The organism is Frigoribacterium sp. CFBP9030, assembly GCF_034045195.1.
Taxonomy (GTDB): Bacteria; Actinomycetota; Actinomycetes; order Actinomycetales; family Microbacteriaceae; genus Frigoribacterium.
Genome location: NZ_JAXCWG010000017.1, coordinates 24,445 through 45,530, shown reverse-complemented (window position 1 = coordinate 45,530; position 21,086 = coordinate 24,445). Strand labels below are relative to the sequence as shown.

Genomic DNA, 21,086 nt, shown 5'->3' with positions numbered 1-21,086 from the left:
GAGGGCTGAGCCGACCCGCGCCTCCTGGGCCTGCGCGCCGACGGCGGCTGCCGGACAGGCGGCGCCTCACGCCCCGATCGTGCGGATGAAGTGGTCGCCCTCGCGGGCCCGGCCCGAGGCGGCCACGGTGAAGCGGACGATGTCGCTGCGGTAGCGGTCGTCGGAGGCCTCGAACGTCCGGCCGTCGCGCCCGCGGGTCACGCGGTGCAGGCGGAGGATCGGCGTGCCCGGTTCGACGCCGAGGAGGCGCGCGTCGAGTTCGTCGGCCGCCACCGCGTCGATCTCGTGGTCGACGTCGTCGTAGCCGAACCCCCGCGAGTCGAGGTACTCGGTGATCGAGACGGTGTCGAGGTCGACGTCGAAGAGCACGCGGCCGACCTCCTCGATGAAGGTCAGGCGTTCGAGCATGGTCGGGCGGCCGTCGACCGTCCGCAGACGCACGACGTCGACGACCAGGTCGCCGGGCTCGACGCCGAGGGCGCGGGCCTTCTCGTCGCCCGCCCGGCGCAGCGAGACCTCCTGGGTGCGGGCCCCGGGCTCGCCGCCGACGTCGCGGACCCACTTCGTGAACGGGATCGACACGTCGACGGGGTGATGCGTCTTACGGGCGACCACGCGAGCCGGTCGACCGCGCCGGGTCTCGACAAGGCCCTCGCTGCGGAGGGCCGCGAGGGCGTTGCGGATCGGACCCCGGGAGGTGCGCCACTGCTCGGCGAGTTCGCCCTCGCTCGGGACGTCGTCGCCGACCGCGAGGTCGCCGCGGACGATGCGTCGGCGGAGGTCGTCGGCGATCTGCTCGTAGAGGGTGATTGCCACGATCGGAGCCTAGCGAGCGCGCGCCGCCCCCGCCGCGCCGCCCGCGCGCATCGAGGTGACCCGAAAGGCGCCCTCGGGGTGCAGGAGGGCCCTCAACGGGTCACTTCGACGCAGCGGCCGGCGGCGCCTCCCGCCCCGCGCCTCCTGCCGCAGCGTCGAGGTGACCCGAAAGGCGCCCTCGGGCCGCGCGAGGGGCCCTTTCGGGTCACCTCGACGTAGCCCCTCCGGCGCGCCCGCCCCGCGCCTCCTGCCGCTTGCGTGGAGGCGACCCGAAGCGGGCCCTCGGGGTGCGGGAGAGGTCCCTTCGGGTCACTTCGATGCAGCGCCGGCGGCGCCTCCCGCCCCGCGCCTCCTGCCGCAGCGTCGAGGTGACCCGAAAGGCGCCCTCGGGCCGCGCGAGGGGCCCTTTCGCGTCACATCGATGCGCGCGCGGCGCGCAGCGGCGCGCGTCAGGCGCCGTCGGGCGACTCGTTCACGGCGGCGTTCAGGGCCTCCGTGATCTCGTGCAGCTGCGGGATCGCGCTCAGGATGGTCTCGTCGGTGCCGGTCGTCGAGAGCACGTAGCGGTACGCCTCGCGCAGGTTCGTCATCGCGTCCGTGCCGGCGGCGGTGAGGTGCAGGTGCAGACTGCGGCGGTCGTCGGGGTGCTTCGTCCTGACGACGTGGCCGGCCTTCTCGAGCCGGTCGATGACGGCCGTCGTCGACCCCGAGGTGATGACCAGGTCGCGGGCGAGGGCCGTCGGCGTGATGCCCGGGGTGTCGCCGACGGCGAGCAGCGCCGAGACCTCCATCGGGGCCAGGCCGACCACGCGGGCGGAGTGCACCCGGTAGCGTCGGTGCGCCTCGTCGAGGCGGTGCAGGGTCATCGCCAGTCTCTCGACGGACTCCGGGGCGTTCTCGGGCGTCGCGGGGAGGACGGGGCACATCGTGGTGGTTCTCTCATCGGGCTCGGGGCCACGGGCCCGCGAGTCGGGTGGCGGTGGCGCCGACGGCGCGACCGGTGAGGCAGTGTGCCCAGGATAATGCTGCTGCTCGGGGGCCGAGGTGTCCAGACCCCGTCCGGGTGGCCTCGTCCGCTGCGCGCCTGGAGACGCGACCGTGTCCGCCTGCTGGACGCGCGCCTCCACGGGGCGTAGTATTCATGCAAACGTATAGATAGCAGCACGGTCAGGAGCCTCATGTCACACCCCCTCGAGTTCGGCCTCGACACCTTCGGCGACGTCACCGAGCGCCCCGCGGGCGTCGACGGCGCCGGGACGCTCAAGACGCACGCCCAGGCGATCCGCGATCTGGTCGACCAGGCCGTGCTCGCCGACCGCGTGGGGCTCGACTTCATCGGCGTGGGCGAGCATCACCGCATCGACTTCGCCGTGTCGGCGCCCGAGGTCGTGCTCGCCGCGATCGCCGCCCGCACCGAGCGCATCCGCCTCGGCTCGGCCGTCACCGTGCTCAGCTCCGACGACCCGGTGCGGGTCTACGAGCGCTTCGCCACGGTCGACGCGGTGTCGGACGGGCGTGCCGAGGTGATCCTCGGGCGCGGGTCGTTCACCGAGTCGTTCCCGCTCTTCGGTCTCGACCTGCAGGACTACGAGAAGCTCTTCGAAGAGAAGATCGAGCTGTTCGCCGAGCTGCTGAAAGACGAGCCCGTCACCTGGCAGGGCAGCGTCCGCGGTTCGCTGAGCGACCAGTGGGTCTACCCGCGCCCCGAGTCGGGCACGATCCCGACCTGGGTCGGCGTCGGCGGATCGCCGCAGTCGGTCATCCGCGCCGCGCACTACGGGCTGCCGTTGTTCCTCGCCATCATCGGCGGGCAGCCGGCCCAGTTCGCGCCGTACGCCGATCTGTACCGTCGCGCGCTGACCGAGTTCGGCAAGCCGTCGCAGCCGATCGCGATGCACTCGCCCGGCTTCATCGCCGACACCGACGCCGAGGCGCTCGAGATCCTCTACCCCTACCAGGAGGAGCAGACCAACCAGCTCGGTCGCGAGCGCGGCTGGCCGCCCTACTCGCGCCCGCAGTACGAGCAGAGCGCGAACGCCACCGGCGCCCTGTACGTCGGCTCGCCCGAGACCGTCGCGCAGAAGATCGCGCAGAACCTCACGCTGCTCGGGGCGTCGCGCTTCGACCTCCGCTACAGCATGGGTCGACTGCCGCACGAGCACATGATGCGCAGCATCGAGCTGTACGGCACCGAGGTCGTGCCGCGTGTGCGCGAGCTGATGGCCTGAGTCGCAGACTCACGACGCCGAGGAGGCGCGGGTCGGGACATCCCGGACCGCGCCTCCTCGCTGTCTCACGACCGGTGCGTCAGCTCTTCTCGCAGGCGATGCCGTCCTTGTCGCGGTCGTGCTTCGCGTTGGCGGCGTAGAGCGCCTTGTCGAACTTGACGGAGCCCTTGAGAGCGCGCTTCTCGACCGTCTTGTTCGCCTTCGTGACGAGGTTGACCTTGATGCCGGGCTTGGCGATCCCACCCGAGAACGCCTTGTTCACGGCGGTGCAGTTGGCGTAGACCTTGGGGGCCGCCTGGGCGGGCTCGCCGGCGACGAGGGTGAGTCCGCCGCCGAGGGTCAGCCCCGCGGTGACGGCGAAGGCGACGAATGCGACTCGGGTGCGGGCGAAGGTGGTCGACGGCATGGGTTCCTCTCGGCGTGCTCGGGCAGCACATTCTGAGGTTGCCTCATGCGTTCGACGTCGGCCAGCCCCCGAACGGGTGCGATGCGCCCGCGGTCGACTCAGCGACCGCGGCCGCTCAGCGCCCGCGGTCGCTCCGCGCCAGCGCCCCGAGCTGCTCGTTGTACGCCTTGAGCTCGGCGTCGTCGTCGCGGTCGGCCTTGCGGTCCTTGCGCTTGGCCTCGCGGCTGTCGCTGCGGCTCCACATGATGGCGACGGCGATGGCGAGCGACACGGTCGGGATCTCGCCGACGCTCCATGCGATGCCGCCCGCGGCGTACTGGTCGGCCATCGGGGTGGCGCCCCAGGTGCGGCCCATGGCCCCGTACCAGTCGGCCAGGAACAGCCCCGTGCTCGTCATGATGCTGAGCCCGAAGAACGCGTGGAACGCCATCGTCGCGAGCAGCACGAGCAGGCGCATCGGGTAGGGCAGGCGGCCCTTGACGGGGTCGATGCCGATCATCGACTGCACGAACAGGTACCCGACGATCAGGAAGTGCACGATCATCCAGTAGTGCCCGAGGTGCGTCGTGGTCGCCCAGCTGAAGAGCGACGTGTAGTAGAACACGAACAGCGACCCGGCGAAGAGCACGGCCGACACGATCGGGTTGCTGATCACGTGCGCGTACCGCGAGTGCACGAGGATCATGATCCACTCGCGCGGCCCACGGGTGCCGTCGGTCCGCTTGTGGATGGCGCGCAGGGCGAGCGTCACGGGTGCGCCCGGCACGAGCAGCACCGGCACGACCATGCCGAGCGCCATGTGCGCGAGCATGTGCGCGCTGAACAGGTACTCCTCGTAGACGTTCGGGGCGCCGCAGGTGATGTAGAACAGCACGACCATGCCGGCGATCCACGAGACCGTGCGCCCGGCCGACCAGCGGTCGCCGCGGCGGCGCAGGCGCGCGACGGCGGCGAGGTAGAAGAAGACGCCGAAGGCGCAGAGCAGGGCCCAGAGCATGTCGGGGTTCCACTCCGTGAGCCAGCGCATCGGGGTCAGCTCGGGCGGCAGCAGCTCTTCGGTGAGGATCTCGGCCGGTGTCGGGTCGGCGAGGTCGCTCGCGGCGACCTGCTCGACGGGCGTCGCGGTGCGACCGAGGGCGGCGGCCACGCCCGAGGCGATGCCCATGAACGCGAGCTCGGCCGAGACGAAGTACCAGAAGAGGCGGGTGGTGGCCTTCGGGTGCGTGCCCATGCGTGCGACCAGGAACCTTCGCTGCACGACGCCGAACAGCCCGAGCGCCACGAGCGCGAAGGTCTTGATGAGCACGAGCACGCCGTAGCCCGTGGTCAACGACGACCAGCTGCCGAGTCGCAGGGCGGCACTGCCGACGCCCGACACGGCGACCACGACGAAGCAGATGATCGCGAGCGTCGAGTAGCGCGACAGCACGATCGCGAGCCGGGTGTCGTCGAGCGTGCCGCGCAGCAGGGCCAGCAGCACGAGGCCGCCGAGCCAGACGGAGGCGCCGACGAGGTGCAGTGCGAGGTTCGTGACGGCGGCGTCGTGACCGCTCGACCCGGCGGCGTGCCCCTGCTGGGCGATGGGGATGAGCCCGCCCATGGCGAGCAGCGTGACGCCGATCAGCGCCCAGATGTTGCGGACGACGAAGCACATCACCGTGACGGCGGCGGCGATCAGCGTGGTGATCAGCCAGGCGTTGCCGAGTTCGGTGTCGGTGAGGAAGAACGCGAGCTGGCGGCCGAACTGGTCGTCGAAGGTGACGGCGACGTTGGCGACGCTGAGGAACGTGAAGAAGGTCGTGGCGGCCGAGGCGACGGCCCAGAACCCGGCGGCGCCGGCGGCGATGTCGAGCGCCTTGTCGTACTCGGCGCGAGCGCGGGCCAGTGCGAAGCAGGTCAGGGCGAGGGTGCCGATGGTCGCGGCCGCGCCGATGTTGTTCAGCATCTTGGCCATGGGCAGGCCGTAGCGGACGACCTCGCCCGGGTCGACGACGAGCGGGGCGTCGGCCGCGCCGCCCAGCTTCAGGGCGACGAGCAGCGCCGCGAACGCCACCAGCACGAGGAGTGCGGGCCCGGTGATGCGGGTGAGTTTCGGCACGGGTTCCAGCCTAGGTCGGGTGCTCGGGGTGCGGAGACGGATCGTTCGGCCCCGAGAGACCGGCGGGTTCCGCACAGGTCGGCCGAGGAGGCGCGGGTCGGCCCCCTGGGGACGACGCCCAGCCCGGCGCACGAAAGGGGGTGCCGACCGAAGTCGACACCCCCTGGGGCTTCGTGAGAAGCGGAGGACTACTTGACGGCGGCCTTGAGCTTGCTGCCGGCGCTGACCTTGACGCTGTCGCTCGCGGCGATCTCGAGGGCCTCACCCGTCTGCGGGTTGCGGCCGGTGCGAGCGGCGCGGTGCGTCTTCTCGAAGGCGATCCACCCGGGGATGGTGACCTTCGTGCCGTCCGCGACGGACTTCGAGACGACGGAGAAGAACGCGTCGACGACGCCGCTGACGGCGGCCTGGCTCTGGCCGGACTCGGAAGCGACAGCTGCGACGAGCTCGGTGCGGTTCAGTGACTTGTCAGCCATGTGTTTGTCCTCCTCGGACTTCGTTCGTAAGACGAGACGCGGCGTTCACCGCGTCCGTGCGGTAACAGGCCCGAGGGCCCTGTGGAACCGCGTAAAACCTACCAGGAAGACTTCGTGATGCCCGGAAGCTCACCGCGGTGAGCCATGTCGCGGAAGCGGACACGGCTGATGCCGAAGGCCTTGAGGTGACCGCGGGGGCGGCCGTCGACCGAGTCGCGGTTGCGGAGGCGGACCGGCGACGCGTCGCGGGGCAGCTTCTGCAGACCGAGGCGGGCGGCCTCGCGGCTCTCGTCGGTGCCGTTCGGGTCGATGAGCGCCTTCTTGAGCTCGAGACGCTTCTCGGCGTAACGGGCGACGATGACGGCGCGCTGGTTGTTCTTGGCGATCTTGCTCTTCTTGGCCATCTCTAGCGCTCCTCGCGGAATTCGACGTGCTTGCGGATCACGGGGTCGTACTTCTTCAGCACGAGGCGATCGGGGTTGTTACGACGGTTCTTCTTGGTCACGTACGTGAAACCGGTGCCCGCCGTCGAGCGGAGCTTGATGATGGGACGGACGTCCTGCTGACGAGCCATTAGATCTTCTCTCCACGAGCGAGAAGGTCCTTCACGACCGACTCGATGCCACGAGCGTCGATGACCTTGATCCCCTTGGCGCTGAGCTGCAGGGTCACGTTACGACGAAGCGACGGCACGTAGTACGTCTTCTTCTGGATGTTGGGATCGAAACGACGCTTGGTGCGTCGGTGCGAGTGCGAGATGTTGTGTCCGAAGCCGGGGATGGCTCCGGTCACCTGGCATGTTGCTGCCATGGTCATTCCTCCGTAGATACCGTAGGGAGCACCCCGTTCTGCGAACGGCGGCCCCTACCCAAGGTCACTTGTCGGCGCGCGTCGGCCCCCATGGATCCGCATGACGGAGCCGGTGTCGCGGGGGATTCGGTGCACATGGGCGCAGAGAGCACCCAACCAAAGAGCAAGAGTACGCGACACGCCCGGGATCACGCAAGCCGCGCCTCCTCGGCATCGACGGCGGCAGCCGAGGAGGCGCGGGTCAGCCCTCGGAGGAGCCGCGGGTGACCGCCGGGTCGCGCCCCGCGGCGGCCTCGGCCGAGCACGCCGCGCAGAGCCCGAAGACGTCGACGATGTGCTGCGCCTCGGTGAAGCCGTGCTGGGCGGCGACCTGGCGGGCCCAGGTCTCGACCGCGTCGGCCTCGATCTCGACCGTGGTGCCGCAGACGCGGCAGATGAGGTGGTGGTGGTGCGTGCCGGGGGTGCAGGCGCGGTAGAGGCTCTCGCCCTCCTGCTGCAGCGAGTCGGCCGATCCGTCGGAGGCGAGGTCGGACAGCGCACGGTAGACGGTCGCCAGCCCGATGGGCGAGCCCGCCTCGCGCAGCTGGGTGTGCAGCGACTGGGCGCTGACGAAGCCCTCGCTGCTGTCGAGCGCCTCGCGCACGGCCTCGCGCTGCCAGGTGTTGCGTCGGACCACCATCTCAGACCTCCTGCTTCGCGGCCAAGGCTACCCGTGCGGGTCGGCGCGGCCTGAGCGTGCGGGCGTCGCGGCGACGGCCGATCACACGGCACACGAGCCAGATGGCGAACGAGATGGTCGTGACGTAGGGGCTGATCGGCAGTCCGCCGCCGAGTGCGAGCAGGATCCCGCCGACCACCGAGGTGACGGCGAAGGCGATGCTCAGCAGCGGCACCAGCCGCGGGTTCACCGTGAGCCGCAGGGCCGCGGCGGCGGGGGTGACGAGCAGCGAGAGCACCAGCAGGGCGCCGACGATCTGCACCGACACGGCGACGGCGAGGCCGAGCACGAGCATGAAGACGATGCCGAGGGTCCGCACCGGGATGCCGGCCGCGGCGGCCACGTCGGGGTCGACGCTGGCGAAGGTGAGTGGGCGCCAGACGACCAGCAGCGTGACGATCACGACGGCCGAGATGGTCATCAGCCAGCCGAGCTGGGGGTTGTCGACGGCGACGATCTGACCGGTCAGCAGGCCGAACCGGTTGGCGGACCGGCCCTGGTAGAGGGCGAGGCAGAGGATGCCGATCCCGAGGCCGAACGGCATGAGCACCGCGATGATCGAGTTGCGTTCGCGCGCCCGCGACCCGAGCACACCGATCAGCAGGGCCGCCACGACGCTGCCGACGAGCGACCCCGCGACGACGTTGGCGCCGAAGAGCAGGGCGGCCGATGCGCCGGCGAACGACAGCTCGCTGATGCCGTGCACGGCGAACGGCATGTTGCGTGTGAGGACGAACGGGCCGATCAGCCCGCCGACCAGGCCGAGCACGGCGCCGGCGATGATCGAGTTCTTGACGAGGGCGACGAGCTCGCCGAAGTCCTGGAACGAGAACAGCTGGGCCCACAGGTCGGTCATCGCGGCCCTCCGTCGTCGTCGAGCGGCTCGAGGTGATGATCGTCGTGCCCGTGGCTGCCGACGATGACGATGCGCCCCATCGTGCGGATGACGTCGACCGGGGTGCCGTACAGCTCGCTCAGCACGGGCGCCTGCAGCACCTCGTCGGGGGTGCCGATGCGGAACGAGCCCCCGGCCAGGTAGAGCACCCGGTCGACGACGTCGAGGATCGGGTTGACGTCGTGCGTGACGAAGACGACGGCCGTGTTGCGGGCCCGGCGCTGACGGTCGAGCAGCTCGGTGACGCCGCGCTGGTGCCGCAGGTCGAGCGAGATCAGCGGCTCGTCGCAGAGCAGCAGGGCGGGGTCGGCGGCGAGTGCCTGGCCGACGCGGGCGCGCTGCTGCTCGCCGCCCGAGAGCGAGGCGACGGGGGCGTCGGCGAACGAGGTCGCGCCCACCTCGTCGACGAGGGCGTCGATGGCGGCCCGTTCGGCGGCGCTCTCGCGGCGCAGGCCCCAGCGGTGGCCGGTGACGCCGAGGGCGATCATGTCGCGGGTGCGGAGCGGCGTACCGGTCTCCATCAGGCGCTGCTGCGGCACGTACCCGATGCGGCGGTGCCCGCGGGCGACCGGCCTGCCGAGGAACTCGATGGTGCCGGCGGTGAGCTCCTGCTGACCGAGGATGGTCCGCAGCATGGTGGTCTTGCCGGCGCCGTTCGGGCCGAGCACGGCGATGAACTCGCCGGGGGCGACGTCGAGGTCGAGCCCCGACCAGAGGGTCCGGTCGCCGAAGCCGACGCCGGCGTCGCGCAGGCGCAGCACGGCGTCGCCGTCGCGCCCGGCCGAGGAGGCGCGGGTCGCGACGGCGACGGAGTCGTCGGGGTGCCGCTGGGTCACCGGTCGAGTGCCGCCTTGATCGCGTCGATGTTGCTCTGCTGCCACGAGATGTAATCATCCCCCTCCGGGAGGAGCTCCGTGACCGGCACGATGGCGACACCGGCGTCGGTGGCGGCCTTCTCGACGGCCTCGGTCTCGGGGCTCGAGGTCTGCTCGTTGTAGGCGAGCAGGTCGACGCGGCCGTCGGCGAAGGTCTTGAGCGTCTCGTTGAGCACCGCGGGCGACACGTCGTCGCCCTCTTCGATGGCCTCGGAGAAGGAGGCGGGGGTCACGTTCACGAGACCCATCTCGTCGAAGAGGTAGCCGGGCACCGGCTCGGTGTAGGCGACCGACTCGCCGTCGTGCGCCGTCTTGATCTCGGCGGCCTGCGCCTCCAGGTCAGCCACGCGGTCGCCGAACGCGTCGGCGTTCGCGGTGAAGGTGTCGGCCTGGTCGGGGTCGATCTCGCCCAGCTGGTGCGCGATCTCGTCGGCGAGGGCGCCCATGCTGTGCAGGCTGTAGAAGACGTGCTCGTTGAACGCGCCGTGCTCGTGGTCGTGCTCGTGCTCGTCGGCGTGGTCGTCGCTCGTGGCGTCGGCGGAGGGCTCGGCCTCGTCGCTGTGCTCGTCGTCGGCGTGCTCGTCGTCCGTGTGCCCCTCGGCGTCGGGGTCGAGGCCCGAGACGTCGACGGCGTTCACGACCGCGGCCGACGAGTCGCTCGCGCTGAGCATCGTGTCGACGAAAGCGTCGTAGCCGCCGCCGTTCTCGATCACGACGTCGGCCCGCGAGACCGCGAGCTGGGTGCGGGCGTCGGCCTCGTACGAGTGCGGGTCTTGCGAGGGGTCGCTGATGATGCTGGTGACGTCGACCGCGTCGCCGCCGACGGTCTGAGCGATGTCGCCGTAGACGTTGGTCGATGCGACGACCGAGATCGCGCCTCCTGAACCGTCGTCGCCCGCCGCGCCCGCCGACCCCGACGACGAGCAGCCGCTCAGCACGAGGGCCGCCGCGGCGGGCAGGGCGAGCAGGGGCAGGGTGCGGCGGAGGTTCATGTCGTCGACGCTATTGCTACTGATAATGATTGTCAAGACGAGGAGGCGCGGCTCGGCTGCCGACCCGCGACGCGCCTCCTCGGAACCGCCGAGACCCCGGGAACGCGCTGAGACCCCCGTGCGCGCACGAGGGCCTCGGCGATCCGCTGGGGTCTGGTGCCCCGGAGCGCGAGCGCGGCTACGCCTTCGTGGCGGCCTCGACCGACTCGGCGCTCGCGTCGTCGTCTTCGCGACCCGGCGTCTTGAGGTTCCACCTCTTGATCACGAAGCTGAAGATCACGTAGTAGACGACGGCGTAGCCGAGTCCGATCGGGATCAGCCAGATCGAGTTCTGCGAGATCGAGAAGTTCAGCACGTAGTCGATCAGACCCGCCGAGAACGAGAACCCGGTGTGGATGTCGAGCGCGTTGACCAGCATCATCGAGGTGCCCGTCAGCACAGCGTGCACCACGTAGAGCGGCCAGGCGACGAACATGAACGAGAACTCGAGCGGCTCGGTGATGCCCGTCAGGAAGGCCGTCAGCGCGGTCGACAGCATGATGCCGCCGATCAGCTTCTTCTTCTCGGGGCGGGCGTGACGCCAGATCGCGAGCGCCGCGGCGGGCAGGGCGAACATGAAGATCGGGAAGAACCCGGTCATGAAGACGCCGGCGCTCGGGTCGCCCTGGAAGAACCGGGTCAGGTCGCCGCGGTAGACCGTGCCGTCGGCGCCCGAGTAGTCGCCCACCAGGAACCACACGATGTTGTTCAGGATGTGGTGCAGACCCGTGGGGATCAGGAGGCGGTTGACGACCCCGTAGACACCGCCGCCGACCACGTCGTTGGACGCCACGGCCGTGCCCACCCAGGTGAGCGCCGCGTTGAAGATCGGGTAGACGAACGACATGACGACGCCGACGACCAGACCCGTGCCGGCCGTGAGGATCGGCACCAGTCGACGGCCGGAGAAGAAGCCGAGGAACTCGGGCAGCTTCGTCCGGTAGAAGCGCTGCCAGAGCATCGCCGACAGCAGACCCATGACGATGCCGCCGAGCACGCCGTAGTCGATGACCGCCGGATCGCCGGTCGCCGTCGTCTCGCCCGCGAGCACGAGAGGGGACATGGCCTCGAACACGCCGTCGATGACCATGTAGCCGACCACGGCGGCCAGGGCCGTCGAGCCGTCGGACTTCTTCGCCCAGCCGATCGCGATGCCCACCGCGAAGATCAGCGGCAGCCAGGTGAAGACCGCGTTGCCCGCCGCGCTGATGACCGAACCTCCGGTCTCGAACCCGGGGATGCCCCCGAGCAGGTCGGGCTGGCCCAGCCGGAGGAGCAGCCCCGCGGCGGGGAGCACCGCGATGGGCAGCATGAGGCTGCGCCCGAGGCGCTGCAGCACGGCGAACGCGCCGGCACCCCTCTTCGGCGCTGCGGCCGGTGCGGCCTCGGTCTCGGACGTCGTCATGCGCGGATCCTCTCGTCGATGAGCAGTCGGCCGGGGCATCGTCGTGGGCACGGTGCCGGTCGATCTGAGGCCTGTCCGGTCCTGTCCGGTCATGACCAGTGAGTGGTAGTTTCCTCAGACCGGCGGATGGTGTCAACTGGGAACCCGCGTTCCGTGTCAGCAGAACCGGGTCATGTCACCCGCGATGGAGGAGAACAGCTCATGTCGAAAGCACAGGCCATGATCGACGGACTCGGCGGCGCCGACAACATCGACGAGATCGAAGGCTGCATCACCCGCCTGCGCACCGACGTCAAAGACGTCTCGCTGGTCGACGACGCCGCCCTCAAGGCGGCCGGTGCGACCGCCGTCGTCCACGCCGGCGGCAGCGTCCAGGTGATCGTGGGCACCATCGCCGACACCCTCGCCGAAGACATCAACGACCTCCTCGACGCGTGACGGTCGTCACGGCCCCGGTCGCCGGGCGGGTCGTGGCGCTCGCCGACGTGCCCGACGCGGTGTTCGCCGGCCAGCTGGTGGGGGCGGGCGTCGCGATCGAGCCGAGCGCGCCTCCTGCGGGGCGGGGTGCCGGTGCCGAGCCCGGTGCCGAGCCCGGTGACGGTGCCGAGACCGGTGCCGGTCTCGTGGCCGTGGTCTCGCCGATCGCCGGCGAGGTCGTCAAGCTGCACCCGCACGCGTTCGTCGTCGTGCACGACTCGGGCGTCGGCGTGCTCGTGCACGTGGGCATCGACACCGTGAAGCTCGGCGGCTCGGGCTTCGAGCTCGCCGTCGCCGAGGGGGCGACCGTCGCCGCGGGCGAGCTCGTCGTGACCTTCGACCCGGCCGTCGTCGCCGAGGCGGGCTACTCGGCGGTCTGCCCCGTCGTCGTGCTCGACAGCGCACCCGACACCGTGTCGCAGGAGGCGGTGGGCACGTCGGTCGCGCCGGGCGACGCCCTCTTCACCGTCTGACCGCGTGGCGGGCTCTAGTCAGCCCTGCGGCTCCGTCGACGACACCTGCATCGACACGCGGTAGCGGTCGGAGCGGTACCAGGTCGCCGAGTGCTCGACCGGCACGTCGCCCGAGTACGACACGCGGTCGAAGAACAGCACGGGCGCGCCGTCGCGGGTGCCGAGCAGCGTCGCGGTCTCGGCCGAGGCGCCCTCCGCAGAGACCGTCTGCCGGGCGCGGGTGACGGGCAGGTCGTACTCGTCGCCGAAGAGGCGGTAGAGCGACAGGGTCAGGTCGTGGTCGAACAGCCCGGCGAAGCGCGCGGCCGGGAACCACGCGTCGTCGATGCTGACCGGTTCGCCGTCGGCGAGGCGCAGGCGCTTCACCCGGAACGCGGTCTCGCCGGGTGCGATCTCGAGCGCCGCGGCGGTGTCGGCAGGAGGCACGGCCTCGTCGCGCACCAGCACGACCGTGCTCGGAACATGCCCGAGCGACGTCATCTCGCTGGTGAACGAGGCCAGGTGCAGGGTCGACTGCACCACGCGGTGGGCCACGAAGGTGCCCTTGCCGCGCACCCGGGTGAGCCAGCCCTCGTTGACCAGCTGGCCGACCGCCTCCCGCACGGTGATGCGGCTGACGCCGTAGTCGGCCATCAGCTGGCGCTCGCTCGGCACGGCGGCGCCGGCGGGCAGCTCGGTCGCCGCCATCTCCTGCAGGATGCCGCGGAGCTGCTCGTGCTTCGGCACCGACCCGTCGACGATGTGCTGCGGCATGGCGGACCGGCCCCTCCTCGAGTCGACCGGCGGTGGTCCCGTCCGGTCATGACGTGTCGTCGACACGACCCTACGACAGGACGCCGAGGAGGCGCGGTGCGGGACTCCCCGCACCGCGCCTCCTGGATGGCAGAGCCGGCTCAGTCGAGCAGCAGCGCCGGCTCTTCGAGCACGCTCGCGACGTCGGCCACGAAGCGGCTGGCGACGTCGCCGTCGACGACGCGGTGGTCGAAGCTGGCGCCGATCGTCGTCACCATGCGGCTGCGGACCTCGCCGTCGACGACCCACGGCTTCTGCTTGATCGTGCCCAGGGCGACGATGGCGACCTCGCCCGGGTTGAGGATCGGCGTGCCGGTGTCCATGCCGAAGACGCCGATGTTCGTGATGGTGATGGTTCCGTCTTGCATGTCGGTCGGCGTCGTCTTGCCGTCGCGTGCCGTGAGGGTGAGCTGCTCGAGAGCCTGCGCGAGCTGGAGCAGGCTCATCGACTGGGCCTCTTTCACGTTCGGCACGATCAGCCCGCGCGGGGTCGCCGCGGCGATGCCGAGGTTGACGAAGTGCCGCACGAGGATCTCCTTGTCGGTCCACGCGCTGTTCACCATCGGGTTGCGACGCACGGCCCAGATGATCGCCTTCGCCATGATCAGCAGGGGCGAGACCTTGACGCCGGCGAACTGCGGCGACGCCTTGAGGCGCTTCACGAACTCCATCGTGCGGGTCGCGTCGACGTCGACGAACAGGCTGACGTGCGGCGCGGTGAACGCCGACGACGTCATCGCCCGGGCGATCGCCTTGCGGACGCCCTTGACGGGGATCCGCTCGATGCGCTCCTCGCCCCACTCGGGCGTCTCGATGTTGCGGAACACGCTGGCCTGCTGCGCATGGCGGATCACGTCGTCGCGGGTGACCTCGCCGGCGAGACCGGTGGGCTGCACGATCGACAGGTCGACCTCGAGGTCCTTGGCGAGCTTGCGGATCGGCGGCTTCGCGATGATCGGCAGGGCCTGCGCGGCCGGCACCGACGTGGTCGGGCGGCGGCGGGCCTGCTCGGCGACGCGCAGCTGACGGGCGTCGACCTCGGTCTGGGCGGGCTTGCGGCGTCGGGTCGAGCCCGATCCGCCCGCGGCCCCGTAGCCCACGAGCACGGCGCCCGAGCCGCTGTCGTCCGAGTCGGCGGGTGCCGAGGCGACCGAGCCGGTGCCGCCGCCGGCCGCGACGTCCTCCGCCGACGGAGCCGGTGCGGCGGGCGCAGCCGGTGCGGCGGGCGCGGTGGCGATGGGAGCAGCCGCAGGTGCCGCGGCGGCAGCGTCGTCCGCCCCCGAGGAGGCGCGGGTAGTCACGACCGGGATCGACGCGGTGTCGAGACCCCTGGCCCGCTGCTCGGACAGCGCCTGCTCGTTCTGCGAGACGACCTGGGCGGTGCGGGCGAGTCCACCCGATTCGGACGCCTCGGCTTCGGCGGCGCGGTCGCCCGGGGTGCGGGGCGCGCCTCCGTCGCCGATGCGGATGATCGGCGTGCCGACGTCGACCGTCTCGCCCGAGGCGACCAGCACGCTCTCGACGACGCCCGCGAAGGGCGACGGCAGCTCGACGAGCGACTTGGCCGTCTCGATCTCGACGAGCACCTGGTTGATCTGGACGGTGTCGCCCGGGGCGACCCGCCATTCGACGATCTCGGCCTCGGTGAGGCCCTCGCCGACGTCGGGCAGAGCGAATTCGCTGGTCATGAAGATCTCTCTCAGTACGCGAGGGCGCGGTCGACGGCTTCGAGGACGCGATCGGCGTCAGGCAGGTACAGCGTCTCGAGCTTCGCCGGAGGGAACGGGGTGTCGAAGCCGCTGACCCGCAGCACGGGGGCCTCGAGCGAGTAGAACGCCTTCTCGGCGACCGTCGCGGCGATCTCGGAGCCGACGCTGACGAAGCCGGGGGCTTCTTGGGCGACGACGAGTCGGCCGGTCTTCCGGACCGACTCGAGGATGGGGCCGTAGTCGACCGGCGACAGCGAGCGCAGGTCGACGACCTCGACGCTGATGCCCTCGGCGGCGGCGATCTCGGCGGCCTGCAGCAGCGTGCTGACCATGGCGCCGTGGCCGAGCAGCGTGACCTCGGTGCCGGTGCGGACGACGCGGCTGGCGTGCAGCGGCGCGTGCGGGTCGGTGCGGTCGACCTCGCCCTTGGGCCAGTAGCGGCTCTTGGGCTCGAAGAACATGACCGGGTCGTTCGACGCGATGGCCTCCTGGATCATCCAGTACGCGTCGTGCGGGGTGCTCGGGCTGACGACCCGCAGGCCGGCCGTGTGGGCGAAGTACGCCTCGGGGCTCTCCTGGTGGTGCTCGACCGCGCCGATGTGCCCGCCGTAAGGGACCCGGATGACGACGGGCATCTGCAGGGTGCCCTCGTGGCGTGCCGTCATCTTGGCCAGCTGCGACGTGATCTGGTCGAAGCCCGGGTAGATGAAGCCGTCGAACTGGATCTCGACGACGGGTCGGAACCCGCCCATCGCGAGTCCGATGGCTGTGCCGACGATGCCCGACTCGGCGAGGGGCGTATCGATGACGCGGTTCGCGCCGAACTCGGCCTGCAGCCCCTCGGTCACGCGGAACACGCCGCCGAGCGTGCCGATGTCCTCACCCATCAGCAGCACGCGGGGGTCGTCGGCCAGGGCCTTGCGGAGACCGGCGTTGATGGCGCGGCCGAGCGGCATGGTCTCGAGGGAGGCGCGGGTCGGCTCGCCGGCGGCCGTCGCGTCGGCCGTCGTGGTCGGGTTCGGGGCGGTGTCGGTCATGCGCGTCCTCCGTCGGTGTCGGCCGTGGTCGGGTCGGCGGTCGGGCCGAAGCTGTTCTCGTACGAGGCCAGCCATTCGCGCTGTTCGCGCATGACGGGGTGCGGTTCGGAGTAGACGTGCTCGAACATCGACGACGCCTCGGGCTTCGGCAGCTCGAGCGTGCGGCGACGGATGTCGGCACCGAGGTCGTCGCCCTCGGCCTCGAGCCCGGCGAAGAACGCGTCGCCCTCGCCGCGCGAGCGGAGGAACGCCTCGAAGCGGTCGATCGGGTCGCGGGCGATCCAGCTCTGCAGCTCGTCGTCGGTGCGGTACTTGGTCGGGTCGTCGGACGACGTGTGCGCGCCGATGCGGTACGTCATCGCCTCGATGAAGCGCGGACCGCCGCCGCTGCGGGCGGCGTCGAGGTCGCGGCGGCTGACCGCGTAGCTGGCGAGCACGTCGTTGCCGTCGATGCGGGTGCCGGGCACGCCGAAGCCGATGGCGCGGTTGACCAGCGGGGTGCGCGACTGGGTGGCGACGGGCACGCTGATCGCCCACTGGTTGTTCTGCAGGAAGAACAGCTCGGGGGTCTGGAAGCTCGCCGCGAAGACCAGCGCCTCGCTGACGTCGCCCTGACTGGTGGCGCCGTCGCCGAAGAAGGTGATGACGGCCTCGTCGACCTCGGGGTCGCCGCTGCCCGTCTTGCCGTCGATCGTGAGGCCCATCGCGTAGCCCGTGGCGTGCAGGGTCTGCGACCCGATCACGAGCGTGTAGACGTGGAAGTTGCCGCGTTCGGCCGGGTTCCAGCCACCGTGGGTGTGGCCGCGCAGCAGGCGGAGGATGTCGACCGGGTCGACTCCCTTGGCCAGGGCGACGGCGTGCTCGCGGTACGAGGGGAAGAGGTGGTCGTGCGGCCGGGACGCGTGCGCGACGCCGACCTGGGCCCCCTCCTGACCGTGGCTCGGCACCCACAGGGCGAGCTGCCCCTGACGGGCGAGCGCGGCGGCCTCGCGGTCGAAGCGACGGGTGAGGACCATGTCGCGGTGCATGGCGCGCAACCGGTCGTCGCCGAGGGCGTCGATGTAGGGCTGGAACTCGGCACCGGCGTCGGATTCGACGAGCTCGCCCGTCGGGCTGAGCAGCTGGACCGTCGTGACGCCGTGTTCCGCATCGATGGAAGACATGACGACCATTCTACCGGCGGCTACATGCCGTCAGAGTGATGTGTTCAGGCGCACCTGCTGGGCCGCGTGCAGCAGTCTGTCGACCGACGACGGCTCGCCGATCGTGATGCGGATGCCCTCGGGCGCGAACGGCCGGACGATGATCCCGTGGTCGGCGAAGACGCCCGCGGCGGTGGCGGTCTGCTCGCCCGTGGGCAGCCAGACGAAGTTGCCCTGGGCTGCCGGGACGTCCCAGCCCTGGTCGATCAGCGCCTGTCGCACCTGGTCGCGCAGCATGGCGATCCGGTCGACGCGGGTCATCAGCTCGGACTCGTGGGCGAGCGACGCGAGCGCGGCCGCCTGCCCCTGCTCGGTGACCGACAGCGGGATGGCGGTGGCCCGAGCGGCGTCGAGCACCGAGGAGGCGCCGATCGCGTACCCGACGCGCAGTGCCGCCAGCCCGTACGCCTTCGAGAAGGTGCGGAGCACGACGAGGTTCGGGTGGCGCTCGGTCAGCGACTCGCCGTCGACCGCGTCGGGGTCGGTGACGAACTCGGCGTAGGCCTCGTCGAGGATCACCAGGAGGTCGTCGGGGACGGCCGACATGAAGGTCTCGAACTCGTGGGTGGTGACCGTGGTGCCCGACGGGTTGTTCGGCGAGCAGACGACGACCAGGCGCGTGCGGTCGGTGACGGCGGCGGCCATGGCCTCGAGGTCGTGGCTGCCGTCGGCGCGGGTGGGCACCTGCACGCTGGTCGCGCCGGCCACGGTGACGAGCCCCGGGTAGGCCTCGAACGAGCGCCAGGCGTAGACGACCTCGTCGCCGGGCGCGGCGGCGGCCTGGATGAACTGCAGCAGCAGCGAGACGGACCCCGCGCCGACGTGCACCTCGTCGATGGTGACGCCGAACTTCTCCGCCAGGGCGCCGCGGAGGGCCGCGGCCGTCGCGTCGGGGTAGCGGTTGACCGTGACGGCGCCGCGGAGGGCCTCGACGACGGCCGGCAGCGGCTCGAACGGGTTCTCGTTCGACGACAGCTTGAAGGCGTCGGGCGACGCCTGCTTGCCCTGTCGGTACGGCGGCAGGGCGGCGATCTCGGGGCGGAGTCGAACGGGAGTCATCACCCGGCCACCCTAGGGGCTGCCACCGACGGATGACACGGCACCGCGCCTCCTCGGTGGGACGCCGCACTACCGCGCGAGGGCGCCCGTTCGGCATGATGGGGGGATGACCCGATTCATCGTGAGGCTGCTCATCAACGCCGTGGCCCTCTGGCTGACCACCCTGATCGTGTCGGGTGTCGACGTCGACCCCTACGGCGTGGGCGGCACCACCGAGACGGTGCTGACGTACCTGCTCGTCGCGCTGATCTTCGGCGTGGTCAACGGCGTCGTCGGCACGGCGATCCGGGTCGTCGCGTTCCCCCTCTACGTCCTCACCCTCGGGCTCGTGTCGCTGATCGTCAACGGGCTGCTGCTCGGCATCGTCGCCTGGATCTCGGGCCTGATCGGCTTCGGCCTCGAGATCGAGGGCTTCTGGTGGGGCGTGCTCGGCGCCCTCGTGCTCGCGATCCTGGCCTGGCTGATCGGCATCGTCGTCCGCCCGATCGTCGAGTCCGGCGACCGCCGGCGGTGAACCGCTTCAGCGTCTGCTTCGTCTGCACCGGCAACATCTGCCGCTCGCCCATGGCCGAGACGGTGCTGCGGTCGCTCGCCGACGCGGCCGGGCACGGCGACGACCTCGTCATCTCGTCCGCCGGCACCGGCGACTGGCACGTCGGCGAAGGCGCCGACCCGCGCACGGAGACCGCCCTCGCGGCCCGCGGATACGATGGCTCGCGTCACCGGGCGAAGCAGTTCGCCACCGACGACTTCGCGCGGCACGACCTCGTCGTCGCGTTCGACCGGGGGCAGGAGCGCATCCTCCGCTCGTGGGCGACGAACGACGCCGACCGGTCGAAGGTGCAGCTGCTGCTGACGTTCGATCCCGCCGCGGCCGCGCGTGCGGGTGTGACGGGCACCGACGTCCCCGATCCGTACTACTCAGACGCCGCGATGTTCGACACGGTCCTCGACCTGGTCGAGCAGTCGTGCGCCGCACTCTTCCGCCAGATCGAACCAGCACTCCGCAAGGGACCCTCATGACGTTGCCCCCTCAGCCCCTCAGCCCCCTCGACGGCCGGTACCGCGCCTCCGTCGGCTCGCTCGGCGACCACCTCAGCGAGGCCGGTCTCAACCGTGCCCGCGTGCACGTCGAGGTCGAGTGGCTGATCGCGCAGACCGAGCGCGGGGCCTTCGGCTCGAGCCCGCTCGACGAGTCGCAGAAGCGGGCGCTCCGGGCGATCGTCGCCGACTTCGGTCAAGACGCCATCGACGAGCTCGCCGGTCTCGAGGCCACCACCCGCCACGACGTCAAGGCCGTCGAGTACTACGTGCGGGCGCGCCTGACCGACCTCGGCCTCGACTCGATCGCCGAGCTGACCCACTTCGCCTGCACCAGCGAGGACATCAACAACCTCTCGTACGCCGTCACCGTCAAGGCCGCCGTCGCCGAGGTCTGGCTGCCCGCCTTCGACGCCGTGATCGACGCCCTGACGCGCTGGTCGACGGACGCCCGCGACGTGCCGATGCTCGCCCACACGCACGGCCAGCCCGCGACCCCGACCACGGTCGGCAAGGAGTTCGCGGTCTTCGTGCACCGCCTGCAGCGCCTCCGCGCGCAGATCGTCGCGACCGAGTACCTCGGCAAGTTCAGCGGCGCGACGGGCACGTTCTCGGCGCACGTCGTCGCCGACCCGTCGGCCGACTGGCCCGAGATCTCGCGGGCCTTCGTCGAGGACAGCCTCGGCCTCGTCTGGAACCCGCTCACCACGCAGATCGAGTCGCACGACTGGCAGGCCGAGCTGTACTCGCGCGTCGCCCACGCGAACCGGGTGCTGCACAACCTCGCGACCGACGTCTGGTCGTACATCTCGATGGGGTACTTCACGCAGATCCCGCAGGTCGGCGCGACGGGCTCGTCGACGATGCCGCACAAGATCAACCCCATCCGGTTCGAGAACGCCGAGGCGAACCTCGAGCTCTCGTGCGCCCTGCTCGACTCGCTCGCCTCGACGCTCGTCACCTCACGCCAGCAGCGCGACCTGACCGACTCGTCGACGCAGCGCAACATCGGCGTCGCGTTCGGTCACTCGATGCTCGCGCTCGACAACCTGCGCCGCGGGCTCGGCGAGATCGCCGTCGGCACGGTCGCCCTCGAAGCCGACCTCGACTCGAACTGGGAGGTGCTCGGCGAGGCGATCCAGACGGTGATCCGCGCCGAGGTCGTCGCCGGCCGCTCGTCGATCGCCGATCCCTACGCGATGCTGAAGGAGCTCACCCGGGGCAAGCGGGTCGGGCAGGCCGAGCTCGTCGCGTTCGTCGAGGGGCTCGACATCGGCGACGACGCGAAGCGCCGGCTCACCGCGCTGACGCCGCCGACCTACACGGGCATCGCGTCGCAGCTGGTCGACCGCCTGGCGTAGCCCGCCACTCGTGCGCCAGCGCGCTGCGGCGGGTTCGTGTCATCGGGGGCGGGTCAGCGCTGACCCGCCGCGAGTGACGGGAACCCGCCGAACCCGCCGGCAGCGCGCAGAACCGCAGCGCACCGAACTGCAGCGCGCAGAACCGCAGCGCGCAGAAATGCACCGCCCAGCACCGCG

Annotated in this window: 24 protein-coding genes; 6 read left to right on the top strand and 18 right to left on the bottom strand. The window is 71.0% G+C overall.

The features are described 5' to 3' along the window. Nucleotides 1-66: 66 nt before the first annotated feature. Together SOM13_RS14265 and SOM13_RS14260 are read right to left on the bottom strand one after the other, a co-directional pair. Nucleotides 67-816: a GntR family transcriptional regulator gene (locus SOM13_RS14265; protein ID WP_192061650.1), complete on the bottom strand. Its 750-nt coding sequence runs from the start codon at nucleotides 814-816 to the stop codon at nucleotides 67-69. A gap of 449 nt (nucleotides 817-1,265) precedes the next feature. Then, a complete protein-coding gene (locus tag SOM13_RS14260) occupies nucleotides 1,266-1,742 on the bottom strand; it encodes a MarR family winged helix-turn-helix transcriptional regulator (RefSeq protein ID WP_192061649.1) in 477 nt (158 codons plus the stop codon). 252 nt (nucleotides 1,743-1,994) lie between these two features. Between SOM13_RS14260 and SOM13_RS14255 the strand changes: the two genes are divergently transcribed. Beyond that, entirely contained in the window at nucleotides 1,995-3,044 is a 1,050-nt protein-coding gene (locus tag SOM13_RS14255; protein WP_320480092.1) for an LLM class flavin-dependent oxidoreductase, read from the top strand. A 79-nt stretch (nucleotides 3,045-3,123) separates the two neighbouring features. Here SOM13_RS14255 and SOM13_RS14250 read toward each other — a convergent pair whose 3' ends face one another. The 11 genes from SOM13_RS14250 to SOM13_RS14200 all read right to left on the bottom strand — a co-directional run bounded on the left by SOM13_RS14250 (nucleotide 3,124) and on the right by SOM13_RS14200 (nucleotide 11,758). Beyond that, nucleotides 3,124-3,450, bottom strand: coding sequence for an excalibur calcium-binding domain-containing protein (locus SOM13_RS14250; RefSeq protein WP_192061647.1), 327 nt, complete (start codon nucleotides 3,448-3,450; stop codon nucleotides 3,124-3,126). Between the two features lie 115 nt (nucleotides 3,451-3,565). Further along, nucleotides 3,566-5,548 (bottom strand): cytochrome c oxidase assembly protein, encoded by a 1,983-nt coding sequence (locus SOM13_RS14245; protein ID WP_320480091.1) that lies wholly within the window; start codon nucleotides 5,546-5,548, stop codon nucleotides 3,566-3,568. Between the two features lie 188 nt (nucleotides 5,549-5,736). After that, nucleotides 5,737-6,024 carry an HU family DNA-binding protein gene (locus tag SOM13_RS14240; RefSeq protein WP_043595940.1) on the bottom strand — a complete coding sequence of 96 codons (288 nt, stop codon included), beginning with the start codon at nucleotides 6,022-6,024 and terminating at the stop codon, nucleotides 5,737-5,739. Nucleotides 6,025-6,122: 98 nt separating this feature from the next. Further along, nucleotides 6,123-6,428 (bottom strand): 30S ribosomal protein S14, encoded by a 306-nt coding sequence (gene rpsN / locus SOM13_RS14235; protein ID WP_192061646.1) that lies wholly within the window; start codon nucleotides 6,426-6,428, stop codon nucleotides 6,123-6,125. Between the two features lie 2 nt (nucleotides 6,429-6,430). Beyond that, on the bottom strand, nucleotides 6,431-6,598 hold the full coding sequence (rpmG, locus tag SOM13_RS14230; RefSeq protein ID WP_043595944.1) for a 50S ribosomal protein L33: 168 nt from the start codon (nucleotides 6,596-6,598) through the stop codon (nucleotides 6,431-6,433). Further along, nucleotides 6,598-6,834 (bottom strand): 50S ribosomal protein L28, encoded by a 237-nt coding sequence (gene rpmB / locus SOM13_RS14225; RefSeq protein ID WP_022885355.1) that lies wholly within the window; start codon nucleotides 6,832-6,834, stop codon nucleotides 6,598-6,600. The genes rpmG and rpmB overlap by 1 nt, the downstream gene beginning before the upstream one ends. A gap of 241 nt (nucleotides 6,835-7,075) precedes the next feature. Next, nucleotides 7,076-7,510, bottom strand: coding sequence for a transcriptional repressor (locus SOM13_RS14220; protein ID WP_320478148.1), 435 nt, complete (start codon nucleotides 7,508-7,510; stop codon nucleotides 7,076-7,078). Nucleotides 7,511-7,514: 4 nt separating this feature from the next. Continuing rightward, nucleotides 7,515-8,408 (bottom strand): metal ABC transporter permease, encoded by an 894-nt coding sequence (locus SOM13_RS14215; protein ID WP_192061644.1) that lies wholly within the window; start codon nucleotides 8,406-8,408, stop codon nucleotides 7,515-7,517. Next, complete coding sequence (locus SOM13_RS14210) at nucleotides 8,405-9,208, bottom strand: metal ABC transporter ATP-binding protein (protein WP_192061670.1); 804 nt, start codon at nucleotides 9,206-9,208, stop codon at nucleotides 8,405-8,407. The genes SOM13_RS14215 and SOM13_RS14210 overlap by 4 nt, the downstream gene beginning before the upstream one ends. 71 nt (nucleotides 9,209-9,279) lie before the next feature. Continuing rightward, complete coding sequence (locus SOM13_RS14205) at nucleotides 9,280-10,314, bottom strand: metal ABC transporter solute-binding protein, Zn/Mn family (RefSeq protein ID WP_320480090.1); 1,035 nt, start codon at nucleotides 10,312-10,314, stop codon at nucleotides 9,280-9,282. Between the two features lie 178 nt (nucleotides 10,315-10,492). Continuing rightward, nucleotides 10,493-11,758, bottom strand: coding sequence for a PTS transporter subunit EIIC (locus SOM13_RS14200; RefSeq protein WP_320480089.1), 1,266 nt, complete (start codon nucleotides 11,756-11,758; stop codon nucleotides 10,493-10,495). Between the two features lie 201 nt (nucleotides 11,759-11,959). Between SOM13_RS14200 and SOM13_RS14195 the strand changes: the two genes are divergently transcribed. Both SOM13_RS14195 and SOM13_RS14190 read left to right on the top strand, forming a co-directional pair. Continuing rightward, entirely contained in the window at nucleotides 11,960-12,196 is a 237-nt protein-coding gene (locus SOM13_RS14195) for a glucose PTS transporter subunit EIIB (RefSeq protein ID WP_320478068.1), read from the top strand. Then, nucleotides 12,193-12,708, top strand: coding sequence for a PTS glucose transporter subunit IIA (locus SOM13_RS14190; protein ID WP_320480088.1), 516 nt, complete (start codon nucleotides 12,193-12,195; stop codon nucleotides 12,706-12,708). The genes SOM13_RS14195 and SOM13_RS14190 overlap by 4 nt, the downstream gene beginning before the upstream one ends. A gap of 18 nt (nucleotides 12,709-12,726) precedes the next feature. Here the strand turns inward: SOM13_RS14190 and SOM13_RS14185 are convergent, their stop codons facing one another. From SOM13_RS14185 to SOM13_RS14165, 5 genes are all read right to left on the bottom strand, one after another. Then, the gene (locus SOM13_RS14185) at nucleotides 12,727-13,461 is read right to left on the bottom strand and encodes a GntR family transcriptional regulator (protein WP_192061640.1); all 735 of its coding nucleotides are present in this window, start codon (nucleotides 13,459-13,461) and stop codon (nucleotides 12,727-12,729) included. A 140-nt stretch (nucleotides 13,462-13,601) separates the two neighbouring features. Next, a complete protein-coding gene (locus tag SOM13_RS14180) occupies nucleotides 13,602-15,188 on the bottom strand; it encodes a dihydrolipoamide acetyltransferase family protein (protein WP_320478070.1) in 1,587 nt (528 codons plus the stop codon). A gap of 11 nt (nucleotides 15,189-15,199) precedes the next feature. After that, the gene (locus tag SOM13_RS14175) at nucleotides 15,200-16,246 is read right to left on the bottom strand and encodes an alpha-ketoacid dehydrogenase subunit beta (RefSeq protein ID WP_192061638.1); all 1,047 of its coding nucleotides are present in this window, start codon (nucleotides 16,244-16,246) and stop codon (nucleotides 15,200-15,202) included. Then, a complete protein-coding gene (locus tag SOM13_RS14170; protein WP_192061637.1) occupies nucleotides 16,243-17,409 on the bottom strand; it encodes a thiamine pyrophosphate-dependent dehydrogenase E1 component subunit alpha in 1,167 nt (388 codons plus the stop codon). Before SOM13_RS14170 ends, SOM13_RS14175 begins: the two co-directional genes overlap by 4 nt. A gap of 30 nt (nucleotides 17,410-17,439) precedes the next feature. Continuing rightward, the gene (locus SOM13_RS14165) at nucleotides 17,440-18,507 is read right to left on the bottom strand and encodes a histidinol-phosphate transaminase (protein ID WP_192061669.1); all 1,068 of its coding nucleotides are present in this window, start codon (nucleotides 18,505-18,507) and stop codon (nucleotides 17,440-17,442) included. Nucleotides 18,508-18,613: 106 nt separating this feature from the next. Here SOM13_RS14165 and SOM13_RS14160 point away from each other — a divergent pair, with 106 nt between their 5' ends. The 3 genes from SOM13_RS14160 to purB are packed head-to-tail and all read left to right on the top strand — an operon-like array spanning nucleotide 18,614 to nucleotide 20,909. Further along, nucleotides 18,614-19,021, top strand: coding sequence for a phage holin family protein (locus tag SOM13_RS14160; protein WP_192061636.1), 408 nt, complete (start codon nucleotides 18,614-18,616; stop codon nucleotides 19,019-19,021). A gap of 50 nt (nucleotides 19,022-19,071) precedes the next feature. Next, nucleotides 19,072-19,530: a low molecular weight protein-tyrosine-phosphatase gene (locus SOM13_RS14155; protein WP_192061668.1), complete on the top strand. Its 459-nt coding sequence runs from the start codon at nucleotides 19,072-19,074 to the stop codon at nucleotides 19,528-19,530. Then, nucleotides 19,527-20,909, top strand: a complete 1,383-nt coding sequence (gene purB / locus SOM13_RS14150) for an adenylosuccinate lyase (RefSeq protein ID WP_320480087.1) — start codon at nucleotides 19,527-19,529, stop codon at nucleotides 20,907-20,909. The genes SOM13_RS14155 and purB overlap by 4 nt, the downstream gene beginning before the upstream one ends. The last annotated feature ends 177 nt before the right edge of the window (nucleotides 20,910-21,086 follow it).

Excerpts from the sequence above, each read along its gene's own strand:
- SOM13_RS14260 (WP_192061649.1), bottom strand. The coding sequence starts at position 1,742 with ATGTGCCCCGTCCTCCCCGCGACGCCCGAGAACGCCCCGGAGTCCGTC.
- SOM13_RS14255 (WP_320480092.1), top strand. The coding sequence starts at position 1,995 with ATGTCACACCCCCTCGAGTTCGGCCTCGACACCTTCGGCGACGTCACC.
- SOM13_RS14250 (WP_192061647.1), bottom strand. The coding sequence starts at position 3,450 with ATGCCGTCGACCACCTTCGCCCGCACCCGAGTCGCATTCGTCGCCTTC.
- SOM13_RS14240 (WP_043595940.1), bottom strand. The coding sequence starts at position 6,024 with ATGGCTGACAAGTCACTGAACCGCACCGAGCTCGTCGCAGCTGTCGCT.
- rpsN (WP_192061646.1), bottom strand. The coding sequence starts at position 6,428 with ATGGCCAAGAAGAGCAAGATCGCCAAGAACAACCAGCGCGCCGTCATC.
- rpmG (WP_043595944.1), bottom strand. The coding sequence starts at position 6,598 with ATGGCTCGTCAGCAGGACGTCCGTCCCATCATCAAGCTCCGCTCGACG.
- rpmB (WP_022885355.1), bottom strand. The coding sequence starts at position 6,834 with ATGGCAGCAACATGCCAGGTGACCGGAGCCATCCCCGGCTTCGGACAC.
- SOM13_RS14215 (WP_192061644.1), bottom strand. The coding sequence starts at position 8,408 with ATGACCGACCTGTGGGCCCAGCTGTTCTCGTTCCAGGACTTCGGCGAG.
- SOM13_RS14205 (WP_320480090.1), bottom strand. The coding sequence starts at position 10,314 with ATGAACCTCCGCCGCACCCTGCCCCTGCTCGCCCTGCCCGCCGCGGCG.
- SOM13_RS14200 (WP_320480089.1), bottom strand. The coding sequence starts at position 11,758 with ATGACGACGTCCGAGACCGAGGCCGCACCGGCCGCAGCGCCGAAGAGG.
- SOM13_RS14195 (WP_320478068.1), top strand. The coding sequence starts at position 11,960 with ATGTCGAAAGCACAGGCCATGATCGACGGACTCGGCGGCGCCGACAAC.
- SOM13_RS14185 (WP_192061640.1), bottom strand. The coding sequence starts at position 13,461 with ATGCCGCAGCACATCGTCGACGGGTCGGTGCCGAAGCACGAGCAGCTC.
- SOM13_RS14180 (WP_320478070.1), bottom strand. The coding sequence starts at position 15,188 with ATGACCAGCGAATTCGCTCTGCCCGACGTCGGCGAGGGCCTCACCGAG.
- SOM13_RS14175 (WP_192061638.1), bottom strand. The coding sequence starts at position 16,246 with ATGACCGACACCGCCCCGAACCCGACCACGACGGCCGACGCGACGGCC.
- SOM13_RS14170 (WP_192061637.1), bottom strand. The coding sequence starts at position 17,409 with ATGTCTTCCATCGATGCGGAACACGGCGTCACGACGGTCCAGCTGCTC.
- SOM13_RS14165 (WP_192061669.1), bottom strand. The coding sequence starts at position 18,507 with ATGACTCCCGTTCGACTCCGCCCCGAGATCGCCGCCCTGCCGCCGTAC.
- SOM13_RS14160 (WP_192061636.1), top strand. The coding sequence starts at position 18,614 with ATGACCCGATTCATCGTGAGGCTGCTCATCAACGCCGTGGCCCTCTGG.
- SOM13_RS14155 (WP_192061668.1), top strand. The coding sequence starts at position 19,072 with ATGGCCGAGACGGTGCTGCGGTCGCTCGCCGACGCGGCCGGGCACGGC.
- purB (WP_320480087.1), top strand. The coding sequence starts at position 19,527 with ATGACGTTGCCCCCTCAGCCCCTCAGCCCCCTCGACGGCCGGTACCGC.